General features: G+C 66.6%; 9 protein-coding genes. 5 read left to right on the top strand and 4 right to left on the bottom strand.

Annotated features, from left to right (window positions below; translation table 11 throughout):
• The first annotated feature begins 12 nt into the window (after window positions 1-12).
• Window positions 13-510 (top strand): RidA family protein, encoded by a 498-nt coding sequence (locus PQ457_RS05075; protein WP_273618674.1) that lies wholly within the window; start codon window positions 13-15, stop codon window positions 508-510.
• A 50-nt stretch (window positions 511-560) separates the two neighbouring features.
• Here PQ457_RS05075 and mdoH read toward each other — a convergent pair whose 3' ends face one another.
• From mdoH to PQ457_RS05055, 4 genes are read right to left on the bottom strand one after another with little or no spacing between them, the layout of a single operon-like run.
• A complete protein-coding gene (mdoH, locus tag PQ457_RS05070) occupies window positions 561-2,291 on the bottom strand; it encodes a glucans biosynthesis glucosyltransferase MdoH (RefSeq protein ID WP_273619254.1) in 1,731 nt (576 codons plus the stop codon).
• A gap of 47 nt (window positions 2,292-2,338) precedes the next feature.
• Window positions 2,339-3,778, bottom strand: a complete 1,440-nt coding sequence (locus PQ457_RS05065) for a glucan biosynthesis protein (RefSeq protein WP_273618673.1) — start codon at window positions 3,776-3,778, stop codon at window positions 2,339-2,341.
• A gap of 56 nt (window positions 3,779-3,834) precedes the next feature.
• Window positions 3,835-5,022, bottom strand: a complete 1,188-nt coding sequence (locus tag PQ457_RS05060; protein WP_273618672.1) for an efflux RND transporter periplasmic adaptor subunit — start codon at window positions 5,020-5,022, stop codon at window positions 3,835-3,837.
• Window positions 5,015-5,860, bottom strand: a complete 846-nt coding sequence (locus PQ457_RS05055; RefSeq protein WP_273618671.1) for a TolC family protein — start codon at window positions 5,858-5,860, stop codon at window positions 5,015-5,017. Before PQ457_RS05055 ends, PQ457_RS05060 begins: the two co-directional genes overlap by 8 nt.
• A 172-nt stretch (window positions 5,861-6,032) precedes the next feature.
• Here PQ457_RS05055 and PQ457_RS05050 point away from each other — a divergent pair, with 172 nt between their 5' ends.
• Genes PQ457_RS05050 through PQ457_RS05035 form a run of 4 tightly spaced genes read left to right on the top strand, consistent with a single transcriptional unit; the run spans window position 6,033 to window position 11,592 of the window.
• Window positions 6,033-6,809: an ImuA family protein gene (locus tag PQ457_RS05050; protein ID WP_273618670.1), complete on the top strand. Its 777-nt coding sequence runs from the start codon at window positions 6,033-6,035 to the stop codon at window positions 6,807-6,809.
• Complete coding sequence (locus PQ457_RS05045; RefSeq protein ID WP_337958481.1) at window positions 6,712-8,289, top strand: Y-family DNA polymerase; 1,578 nt, start codon at window positions 6,712-6,714, stop codon at window positions 8,287-8,289. Before PQ457_RS05050 ends, PQ457_RS05045 begins: the two co-directional genes overlap by 98 nt.
• Entirely contained in the window at window positions 8,286-11,459 is a 3,174-nt protein-coding gene (locus tag PQ457_RS05040) for an error-prone DNA polymerase (protein WP_273618669.1), read from the top strand. The genes PQ457_RS05045 and PQ457_RS05040 overlap by 4 nt, the downstream gene beginning before the upstream one ends.
• A complete protein-coding gene (locus PQ457_RS05035) occupies window positions 11,422-11,592 on the top strand; it encodes a hypothetical protein (protein ID WP_273618668.1) in 171 nt (56 codons plus the stop codon). The genes PQ457_RS05040 and PQ457_RS05035 overlap by 38 nt, the downstream gene beginning before the upstream one ends.
• The last annotated feature ends 31 nt before the right edge of the window (window positions 11,593-11,623 follow it).

Here is an 11,623-nt window from a genome sequence, read left to right as displayed (position 1 = left end):
GGAGTTGAACCAATGAAACGCCTTTTGACCGCCGCCGCCCTCCTTGCCGCCATCCCCGCCGCGGCGCAGGCGCAGGACGTCACCCGCATTCCGGGCGGCGCCACCTCGCCCATTCTGGCGGGCGTGTTCGTTCCGGCCAAGGCGGATATGCTGATCCTCTCGGGCCAGGTGCCCGCCCCCGCCGTTCAGGGCGGCGCGCCCGATGCCATCGCCACCTATGGCGACACCAAGACCCAGGCGATCAGCGCGTTCAAGAAGATCGAGGCCCTGCTCAAAGCCCAGGGTTATGAAATGTCGGATGTCATCAAGCTGACGGTCTTCCTTGTCGGCGATCCGGCCAATGGCGGCAAGCTGGACTTCAAGGGCTTCAACGAAGCCTACAGCCAGTTCTTCGGCACGCCGACCCAGCCCAACAAGTCGGCCCGCTCGGTGGTTCAGGTGGCCGCGCTGGCCGGCCCGGCCTTCCTTGTGGAAATCGAGGCGACCGCCGCCAAGACGCCCAAGAAGTAATCAGGACATGAGGGCGGCGGGGATACCTGCCGCCCTTATTCCTTGGCCCCCTATTCTTTGGGAGCCGTCGGGTCGGCAATCTCGGGCCTTGGCACGGCAAAGATGCCCGCATGGCCCGCCCTTGATCCCAGATCCTCGCTGGACGTTAGGCTGATCAGCCATGGCGAAAGCAGCAGGCCCAGCGCCAGCGGCGAAAGCCACAGCCCAAGGCTGGTGCTGTAGAAAAAACTCGCGGCAAACAGCGCGCCCAGCAGCAGATGTTCGCGCAAAGAGCCCAGCAGGCCCCGCACCGGCAGCCGCCGCGCCTCGCGCGCCTGCGTGTTCCAGCCCGAAGGCACGCCCATCAGCAACGCCCCCAGCGCCTTGGTCTGGGTCACCATCGTGACCGGCGCCAACAGGATGGACAGCAGCACCTCCAGCGCGACAGAGCGCAAAACGCCCCCCGCCCCGCCAAAGCTGCGCGCCCGCGCCGGATCGGCCAGTATCCAGAGCATCCCCATCACCTTGGGCCCGAACAGCAGCACCAGCGTCAGCCACAGCACATTGAGCGGCATCCCCCCCGCCGCCTGCCACTCGCCCGCCGCGCCCATGCGCAGGATCGAGGTGATGACCAGCAGCAGCCAGCCCGGCGAGGTGAGATAGGCCGAAGCCCCCAGCAGCAGATGCAGCCGATGCGTCAGGCTCAGCCCCGAAGCGCCCAGCAGTTGCAGATGCTGCAGATTGCCCTGCATCCAGCGCCGGTCGCGGATGGCGAAATCGACGATGCTGGGCGGAAATTCCTCATAACTGCCGCCGATCATGATCATGTGGACCGCCCAGCCGCGACGGCGCAGCAGGGCCGATTCAAACATGTCATGGCTCTGGATCGGCCCGCCAAAGGGGGGATTGCCCGGCAATTGCGGCAGGCCGCAGCTCTCGGCAAAGGCGCGGGTGCGCACAATCGCATTATGGCCCCAGAAATTGGCCTCCGACCCCGACCACCACAAGAGTCCTGCCGAGGCAATCGGACCATAGGCCTCACTGGCGAACTGCATCCAGCGCTGGAACAGGGTGCGCGCATTGGTGATCATCGGCACGGTCTGCAACAGGCCGACCGAGGGGCGCTCCTCCATGATCGCCGCCATGCCGACAATCGCATGGCCGCTCATCAGACTGTCCGCGTCCAGCACCAGCATATTCTCATAAGCGCCGCCAAAGCGGCGGACCCATTCGGCAATATTGCCCGGCTTGCGCTCGGTGTTCTGCGCGCGGCGGCGATAGAACAGGCGGATCGGCAGACGCGGGGCCAGACGCGCCCAGGCCTCCTCCTCCAGCGCGCCATGATCGGGGCGCGAATCGCTCAGCACGAAAAAGTCGATCCACGCCCCGCCGCCCGCTGCGGCAATCGAATGCCCCATCGCCTCGACGCGGGCAAAGACCTCCTCGACGCTCTCGTTATAGACCGGCATCAACACCGCCGTCCGATGGCGCAGGGCTTTGGCCGGGCTGGGAATTTCGGTGAAGCCGGGGTGTTCGCCGCTGATCAGCTGCACAAAACCGATCGTCGAGGTGACAAAGCCAAAGGCCACCCAGCTGAACAAAGGCACAAAGCAGATCAGCAGCGCCACCTCGAACCAGTCCAGCCCGTCGAGCGAAAATCGCACCCGCAACTCGCTCGACGCCGCCAGACTGAGCACCGCCGTCAGCAGCACCAGCAGCAGCCGCTTCATCCCCATGCCATGCGGGCGCGTCAGCACCTCGATCCGCGCGGGCGGATTGCCGAACAGATCCTGCACCGGCATGGCCAGCGGCGCTTCGGGCGGCAATTGGGGCAGATCGGAGGCGCTTTTCACGGCCGCACCGTCTTGATCACGGTTTCGCTCAGCGCCCCGCCGCCGCGGCGCAGGAACAGGCGGAACTCATTCTGTTTCAGCCCTTCGACCCGCACATCCATCACCACACGCCACAGGCCGCTCTGCCCCTCCACCGGAAAGACATTCGCCATGATCAGCGCCGCGCCCAGATCGGTCACCGCCTCAACCTTGCTGTCCCGCGTCAGGCCGCGCAGCGCCGGACCGGAAAAGTCAAAGACATAGCGCGTGGCCCCGGCGATCGGATCAGCGCCCGGCACCCCGCCCGGCCCCATGAAATAATTGACGCAGACCGCATTGCCATCCCCCGCCAGATCGCCCTGGCCCCAGCGCAGCCGATAGGCGAAATCGCGGCGGTCCCCGGCGCGCGCGGGGCGGTCGGACACCCACATCGCGGCCATATTATCAACATTTTCCGAGATCGTGTTCATCTCATACAGCATCACCGCGCCCGGCCCCCAATCGCCCTGCGGCGATACCCAGAGCGAGGGGCGGCGGTTGTAGAAATTGAGGTCATCCTGATAATGGTCAAAGGCGGTGTCGCGCTGGATCATGCCAAAGCCCTTCACCCCATCGGCGCGCAGCATGTGGACGCGCGGCCCCGGCGGATTGTCCAGCGGGCGCCAGATCCGCTCGCCCGTGCCGCTGTGGATGGCCAGACCGTCGCTGTCATGCACCTCGGGCCGCCAGTCGCCATGGGCGGGGCGGGCGGACTGGTCGAAATCGAACATGCTGGTGATCGGCGCCACGCCCAGCCGCGCAATGTCGCGCCGGACAAACAGCGCCGTACGCACCCCGTGTTCCACCCCCGCAGCCGTGCGCGTGATGTCAAACGCATAGGCGCCGCACAGCGAAGGTCCGTCGACCAGCGCATGGATCAACAGATGATCCTCGCCCTTCTGCTCGATCCAGAAATCGGTGAAGGCGGGAAATTCCTCCGGCCCCGGCATGGCGGTGTTCACCGCAATCGCGCGGGCCGACAGACCATATTGCCCGGTCGGCCCCACCGCGCGGAAATAGGACGCGCCAAGGCTGGCCAGCCAGTCGCCCCCGCCATGGGCCTCCATCACGCGGAAACCGGCGACATCGGCCGATTGCCCGCCGCCGAACAGGCCATGGGTGTCCACGATCGCGCGTGCCACGCCATTTTCCACGACATGGATGTTCACCGCATCGGGCGCCGTATCCACCTTGGCCGGAAACAGACGCAACCGGCCCGCCACCATCTCGGCGGGATCATAGCTCAACCGCACATGGGTGTCGAAATCGGGCACGGCATGGGCGGCGATCTGGCGGGCATAGGGGCGGCGGGCGCGGGCCTGCGCCTGTGCCACCAGATCATCCCACGAAAAGCGCCGGGCGGGGCCGAAACGCCCCGGTATGGCTGCCTCGCCCAGGGCGCGCCCGGCAAAAGCCATCAGCAAGGCGCCCAATCCGCTTTTCGTTACATTCCTTCGGGTCAATCGGGAAATCATCATGGTCCTTTGTGGTCGCGCCGCCAGCCGATGATCACCTGATCGCCCGGCTGCAACGCGCTCGACAAGACTTCGCTGCGGCGGCCGTCATTGGCCCCCAGCGCAACGGCGACGAAACGCGGGGCGCCATCGCTGTCTGCCACATAAACGCCGCTCTGGCGGCTGCGTTCCTCGCCATGCAGGCTGAAAGTCAAAGCGGCATTGGGAACGAGCAGGACATTCTCGCGCTCGGCCAGATCGATTTGCGCCAGCGCCTCAAGGCCGGGCAGCAGAGGCGCGCCCGCTTTTTCGGCCCCACCATTTTCCGGCGGCGCCAGCGCAAACACCGCCTCGCGCCCGCCATGGGGCAGACGGTCGATGCGCACCAAAGACGCCTTGCGCTCGGCATCGCTCTTGCCATCGACCAGTATCCGCGCGCCTGCCTTGGCCGCCATGCGCCCGGCATCGCTTTCGGTGATCGGCACGGATAGGCTCAGCTTTTCCGGATTGGCCGCGATGGTGCAAAGCGGCTGTCCGGCATGGACCCATTGCCCCGGTGCCACCGAACAGGCCACCAGATAGCCCGCAAAGGGCGCCCGCGCGATGGCATTGGCCATCGAGGCGCGGTCCATTTCAATCTGCCGCTCGCCCTGCGCGATGGCGTCCTGCGCGCGCGACAGGTCGATCTGCGCGCGCGAAACATCGGCCCGCGCGCCCTCCATCTCGTTGAGCGAAGGCACCCGCCCGCCCGATTTGCGCCACACGCCCTCATAGCGATCCAGCCGCACCTGATGTTCGCGCAGGGTGATCTGGGCGCGCTGTGCGGCCTCCCTGGCGCTGTCCAGCGCGGCCTGATTGCTCTCCAGACTGCGCGCCAGCGCCTGCGTGTCGAGCACCACCAGTTCCTGCCCCGCCACCACGCGCATCCCGCCCGGCGAGGCAAGGCTGACCACCACGCCATCCTGCGCGGCGGCCAAAGTCACCTCGCCCTCGCCATGCAAAGTGCCGCGCAGCGAGAGCGTGGGCGTCAGATCGCCGCGTTCGACCGGGGCGCTGAAATAGGGCGAATCCGTCCCCACCAGAAAGCGCGTGAACAGCCAGAGCGCCGCAAACCCGGCCAGCACCACCAGCAGCAGCACGGTCAGCCCACGTCGCCGCCGGGGCCTCTGCGCGCCCAGCAGGCTGTCGGTCGGCGACAGTTCAGTCACAATGCGCCTCCTCGGCCATGGCCTTTTCGCTCCATTGGCGGATGGTGGCAAGGGCGGCGGTGTGATTGGCCATGATCTGCGCCTCGCGCGCGGCCAAGGCATTGGCCTCGGCCACATAGAGCGTGGCGAAACTGACCGCCCCGCCGCGATAGGCGATGCGGGCATTGGTCAAGGCCGCCTCGGCCTGCGCCAGCAAGGGGGTTTGGGGCGCCGGATTGCCGATCGGCATGGCCGAGGTCTTGTCCAGCCTTGCGCGCAGGGCCGCTCCGTCCTGTCCGGTCAGCGCGGCCAGATCACCCAGCGCGCGCTCCAGTCCGGCGCGGGCGGCCTCCTCGTCTGTGGCATTCAGGCCCACCATCACGCCCGCCATGTCCTCGTCCAGCGCGGGCACCAGACCGGCCTCGCGGCGGAAACGGGCGATTTCGGCATTGTCGGCCCATGGCGCCAGCATCGCATGGCGCGCGGCCAGACGGTCGGCCCAGACACGCAGCCGCAGATAGGTCCGCGCCACCGCCTCGGCCTTTTGCAGGCGTTGCACTCTGCGCTCATGCTCCTGCGCGCGGCGTTTCTCGGCGCTTTGGCGGTGCAGCACGGCCCGGATGCCGCCGCGAATCCCCCTCTCCGGCGCGGCGCAGACCGGCGGCAGGGCGCTCAACGCCTGGGCCACCATTTCATCCAGCAGCGCATCGCCCGATTGATGCCACCAATCCCCCGCCGCCGATGGCTCGGCCCGAGCCGGGGCCTGCGGATGCAGCCCCGCCTGCGGCGTACAGGCCGCGCAGGCGAGGAGGAGCGCCGGAACCAGCCCTTGGAAACGGGTCCGTTCGTGAAGAAACATGAACTTGTGCACCTTTGCTGCTTAGCAGAAGCGGGGAGGCGCCATAGCGAAAGACCGCTCCATCCATCGCGCGTAGGCAACGCTTTAGCGGTCAACCTGTGGCAAATCCGTGCCTTGCAATGGGGCAAGCGGGGGCTTGATCTTCGCCGCGATTGGAACATAATAAGAACATATGAGAATCATAAACGCCCACTCTCCTTTGCCCGATGCGCCGCCCATCCGCCGATGGAGCAGCGGCATGGAGGCCATGGACGCCGCGCTGGGCGGCGGGCTGGCCCATGGCTGCCTGCATGAAATCTATGCCGCCGAGGTGGGCGATGGGGCGGCGGCGGCGGGTTTCACGCTGGCCGCGGCAACAGGGATGAGCGGGGCAAAGCCCCTGCTGTGGCTGCGCTCGCGGCGGGCGGCCGGGGCATTGGGCGTGTTTCAGGGCGCAGGCTGGGCCGAACTGGGCGGCGCGCCCGGTGGCGGGCTGGTGGGCGTGGTGGGCGATACGATGGGGCTGCTGCGTGCGGCGGTCGATGGTTTGCGCTGCGCGGCGCTGGGGGCGGTGGTGGTGGAAAGCTGGGGGGCGATGCGCGAACTGGATCTGACCGCCAGCCGCCGCTTTGCGCTGGCGGCGGAGCAGTCGGGCGTGCCTTTGCTGCTGCTGCGCGTGGATGCCGCGCCATCGCCCAGCGCGGCGCGCACGCGATGGCAGGTGGCGGCCGCGCCCTCACGCCCCCTGCCCCAGGCCGGGCCGGGCCATGCGCCGGGCGCGCCCTGTTTCGACATTACCTTGTTGCGCCAGCGTTCAGGCCCGTCCGGCCAGAGCTGGCGGCTGGAGTGGGACCGTGAGAAATGCCAATTCCGTGACGGGCAATTCCGTGAAGCGCTATCTGGCGCTGTGGTTCCCGTTCCTCTCGACCGATCGGCTCCGGATCGAGCAGGAAAACGGCACGCTGCATAACGCCCCCTTGGCGATGGTGACCAAGGTGCGCGGGGCCTTGCGATTGGGCGCGGTGAACGGCGCGGCGCGGGATCGGGGCATGGCGGTGGGCATGGCATTGGCCGATGCGCGGGCGGTTTTGCCCGATCTGATCGTGGCCGAAATGGATGAGGATGCCGATGCGCATTGGCTGATGCGTCTGGCGCGGCGCTGCGGCGCGTGGTCGCCCCATGTGATGGTCACGCCGCCCGATGGGCTGGTGATGGAAAGCACCGGGGTCGATCACCTCTTCGGCGGCGAGGCCGGACTGGCCGCACAGGTCGAGGATGCGATGGCCGATATCGGCATGACCACGCGGGTGGCCATGGCCGCCACATCCGAGGCGGCGCAGGCTCTGGTGCGCTATGGGGTGCATAAGGGCCAGGGGCCGGTGGCCGATGAAGGCGGCGCCATCCGCGCCCTGCCGATCGCCGCGCTGGGGCTGGAACATGAGGCGGCTCTGGCGCTTTCGCGCGCGGGGCTGAAAACGGTGGGCGATGTGGCGGGGCGCTCGATGGCGGCCATTGCCGCGCGTTTCGGTGCACAGGCCGTGACCGCCCTGCGCCGCCTGCTGGGCGAGGAACAGGCGCCGATTGCCCCCATCACCCGCCCGCGCCCGCTGCGGTTTGAGCGGCGTTTTCCCGAACCTATCGGCCTGCAATCCTCCATCGCGGCCTGTTTCCTCGACCTGATGCATCAGGCCGCGGGCGAGATGGCGCAGCGCGATCTGGGCGGACGGCGCTTTGCCCTCACCCTGTTTCGCAGCGATGGGGCGCGGCATCGGCTTCGAATCGAAACCGGCCTGCCCACGCGAGATCCCGCGCTGGTGCTGCGCCTGTTCGATGAACGGATCGCGGCGCTGGCCGATCCGCTCGATCCCGGCTTTGGCTATGACAGGATCACGCTGCTGGTGCCGCTGGCCGAACCGCTGATGGCCAGCCAGAGCGCGCTGGGCGGCGAGGAGAAGCAGGAAGCAGCGCTGGCCGAATTGATCGACCGGCTGAGCACGAGGCTGGGGCCGGATGCGCTGCGCCGTCTGGTGCCGCAGGACAGCCATATGCCCGAACAGGCGCAATGCGCGGTGGCGGCGCTGCATCATGCGCCGGGCCATCACGCGCCGATTGCATGGCCCGCCCCCGCGCAGGGAGAGCCGCCTTTGCGCCCCCTGTTCCTGTTCGATCCGCCGCAACGGGTTGATGTCATTGCCGAAGTGCCCGACGGCCCGCCCCATCGTTTCCGCTGGCGCGGCACGCTGTATGAGATCGGCCGGTTTGAAGGGCCCGAGCGCATCGCCGCGCAATGGTGGCGGCGCAAAGAGGGCGAGATCCCCGGCATGGGCGGATTGACCCGCGACTATTACCGGGTCGAGGATCGGCACGGGCGGCGCTACTGGATTTTCCGCCATGGCTTGTATGAGGAAAAGCCCGATCCGCATTGGTATATGCATGGGCTTTTCGCATGAGCGCGCCTGCTTTTGCCGAACTGATCGCGGCCAGCAATTACAGCTTTCTGCGCGGGGCATCGCATCCGGGCGAGATGGTGGCGCGCGCGGTAAAGCTGGGGATCGCCGGACTGGGCATCGCGGATCGCAACAGCGTGGCGGGCGTGGTGCGCGCGCATAAGGCGTGGAAGGATCTGGGGCGCGAGAGTTGCGGGCTGAAACTGGTGGTGGGGGCGCGGCTGGTCTTTGCCGATGAGACGCCCGACATCATTGCCTATCCGGCCACGCGCCATGGCTGGGGGCGGCTGACGCGGCTGCTGACTTTGGGTAATCGGCGGGCGGAAAAGGGCGACTGCATCCTGCGCCTGCCCGATCTGCTCGATCATGCCGAGGATCTGCTGCTGATCGCGACGGGTCAGGATCGCGGCGTGCTCGAACGCTTGCAGGAGGCGCGGCCCGGCGCGGTCTGGATCGCGGTGCATATGCTGCGCGGCGGGGCCGATGCGCGGCGTCTGGCGGCGGCGCAGGCTTTGTCGGCGGCCACCGGCGTACCTTTGCTGGCCAGCAATGACGCGCTTTACGACAGTCCGCAGGCGCGGCCCCTGCACGATATCCTCACCTGTATCCGCGAGGGCGTGACCATCCAGAGCGCCGGTCGCCGCCTAGCCATCAATGCCGAGCGCCATCTGAAAAGCCCCGCCGAAATGGCGCGTCTGTTCCGCGCCTGTCCGGCGGCGGTGGAGGCAAGCATGGATCTGCTCGGCCGCATTGATTTCAGGCTCGATGACCTGCGCTATGAATATCCGCATGAGCCGGTGCCCGATGGCTGGCAGCCGCAGGAATGGCTGGAACATCTGGTGATGCGGGGCATCAAAGCTCATTTCGCCAATGGGCTGCCCAAGCAATATTTCACTGTATTACAGGAAGAATTTCGCCTCATCCGATCCCGCAACTACGCGCCCTATTTCCTGACCGTGCATGACATCGTGCACCATGCGCGCAGCCTTGATCCCCCCATCCTGTGTCAGGGGCGCGGCAGCGCGGCCAATTCGCTGGTCTGCTATTTCCTGGGCGTTACGCCGATTGACCCGGTGGATCAAAAGCTTCTCTTCTCGCGCTTTCTGTCCGAGGCGCGTCATGAGCCGCCCGACATTGACGTCGATTTCGAGCATGAACGCCGCGAGGAGGTCATGCAATATATCTATGCCCGCTATGGCCGGGATCGCGCCGGGATTGCCGCCACGGTCATCCATTACCGCCCGCGCAGCACGATCCGCGAAGTGGGCAAGGCGCTGGGCATGAGCGAGGATGTGACCGCGCGGCTTGCCTCGACGATCTGGGGCAGTTGGGGCGGCGATGTGCCGCAGGCGCGCGTGACGCAGGCGGGCTTTGATCCGGCCAATCCGGTGATCGCGCGGATGAAGCATCTGGTCGATCAATTGCTGTGTTTTCCGCGCCATCTCTCTCAGCATGTGGGCGGCTTTGTGCTGACGCAGGGACGGCTGGACGAGATGGTGCCGATCCATAATGCCGCGATGCCCGACCGCACCTTTATCGAATGGGACAAGGACGATATCGAGGAACTGGGCCTGATGAAGGTCGATGTGCTGGCGCTGGGGATGCTGACCTGTATCCGCAAGAGTTTTGACCTGCTGCGCCGGCATGGAATCGGGGATTATTCGCTGCGCAATGTGCCGCTGGAGGATCCGGGCGTGTACAGGATGCTGTCCAGAGGCGACAGCATCGGCACGTTTCAGGTCGAGAGCCGGGCGCAGATCGCGATGTTGCCGCGCATGAGGCCGAGCGAATTATACGATCTGGTAATTCAGGTGGCGATCGTGCGCCCCGGCCCGATTCAGGGGGGCATGGTCCATCCCTATCTGCGCCGCCGCACGGGCGAAGAAAAGGTGGTCTATCCCAGCCCCGCGCTGAAGGATCTGCTGGAACGGACGCTGGGCGTGCCGCTGTTTCAGGAACAGGCGATGAAACTGGCGATTGTCGGCGCGGGCTACAGCGTGGCGGATGCCGACCGCCTGCGCCGCGATATGGCCGCCTTCCGCCGCAATGGCCAAATTGAGGAAAACCACAGGGCCAAATTCATCTCCGGCATGATCGGCAATGGCTATGACGCCGAATTTGCCGAGCGCTGTTTCGAACAGATCAAGGGCTTTGGCGACTACGGCTTTCCCGAAAGCCATGCGCAGGCTTTTGCGTGGCTGGCCTATGTGTCGTCATGGCTGAAATGCCGGCATCCGGCGGCCTTCACCTGCGCGCTGCTCAACAGCCAGCCGATGGGCTTTTACGCCCCGGCACAATTGGTCCGTGACGCCCAGGAGCATGGCGTGCTGGTGCGCCGCGTCGATGTGAACCACAGCGCATGGGATTGCACATTGGAAGACGGCGGGCTTGTGCTGCGGCTGGGCTTTTCGCGGATGGACGGGTTTCGCCGCGAATGGGCCGATGCGATTGCGGCCGGGCGCGATCATGGCCCCTATCAATCGGTGGAGGATCTGGCCCGGCGCGCCGCCCTGCCGCCCCCGGCCCTGCGCAAACTGGCCGATGCTGATGCGCTCGGCTCGCTGGGCCATTCGCGGCGCGAGGCCTTGTGGGAGGTGCGCCGCAAGCCGCCTGCGCAATTGCCGCTCTTCGCTCATGCCGGGGCGGACGAACTGGGCGATGAGACCGATGCCCCCCTGCCCGAAATGGAGCAGACCGAGGAGGTGCTCACCGATTATCAAACGCTGCGCCTGTCGCTCAGGAACCATCCGATGCGGTTCCTGCGCGATGCGTTCAAAAAGGAGGGCGTATCATCCTGTGCCCATGTGCAGAGCATGAAAGACGGGCGCAGAATCCGCGTGGCAGGCGTGGTGCTGACCCGTCAGCGGCCCGGCAAGGGCAATGCCGTTTTCATCACCATCGAGGATGAAAGCGGCATTGCCAATGCGCTGCTCTGGGCGCGCGATCTGGAAAAACAGCGCAGCGCGGTGATGGCCGCGCGGCTGATGCTGATCGAGGGAGTGGTTCAGCGCAGCAAGGAAAATGTGGTGCATGTGATGGTCGAGCGCGTGATTGACCGCACCGCGATGCTGGCCGGACTCTCGGAGACGGCCGGGGGCGAAATCCCCCGCCCTTCGGCGCATCATCATCCGCGCAATGTCCGCATCCTGCCCAAATCACGCGATTTCCATTGAGGCGACAAAGGCCTCGCCCGCCAGCACGGCCGCCGCGCTTTCCTGCATGTTGCCCTGCGCCAGATCCAGCGCGGTGCTGTGTCTGACCGTGCTGTTTGGCGTGGCGGTGCTGATTGAGCGCGTGCTGGCGTAAACTCCATTTCACTTGCCCCGCCCCGCACCAA

It is taken from the genome of Novosphingobium humi (assembly GCF_028607105.1).
GTDB classification, from domain to species: domain Bacteria; phylum Pseudomonadota; class Alphaproteobacteria; order Sphingomonadales; family Sphingomonadaceae; genus Novosphingobium; species Novosphingobium humi.
This window is presented reverse-complemented; position numbering and strand designations above follow the sequence as displayed.

Coding starts and splice junctions, on each gene's coding strand:
- PQ457_RS05050 (WP_273618670.1), top strand. CDS start 6,033: ATGAGAATCATAAACGCCCACTCTCCTTTGCCCGATGCGCCGCCCATC.
- PQ457_RS05035 (WP_273618668.1), top strand. CDS start 11,422: ATGTCCGCATCCTGCCCAAATCACGCGATTTCCATTGAGGCGACAAAG.
- PQ457_RS05055 (WP_273618671.1), bottom strand. CDS start 5,860: ATGTTTCTTCACGAACGGACCCGTTTCCAAGGGCTGGTTCCGGCGCTC.
- mdoH (WP_273619254.1), bottom strand. CDS start 2,291: ATGCCGGTGCAGGATCTGTTCGGCAATCCGCCCGCGCGGATCGAGGTG.
- PQ457_RS05065 (WP_273618673.1), bottom strand. CDS start 3,778: ATGGCTTTTGCCGGGCGCGCCCTGGGCGAGGCAGCCATACCGGGGCGT.
- PQ457_RS05040 (WP_273618669.1), top strand. CDS start 8,286: ATGAGCGCGCCTGCTTTTGCCGAACTGATCGCGGCCAGCAATTACAGC.
- PQ457_RS05075 (WP_273618674.1), top strand. CDS start 13: ATGAAACGCCTTTTGACCGCCGCCGCCCTCCTTGCCGCCATCCCCGCC.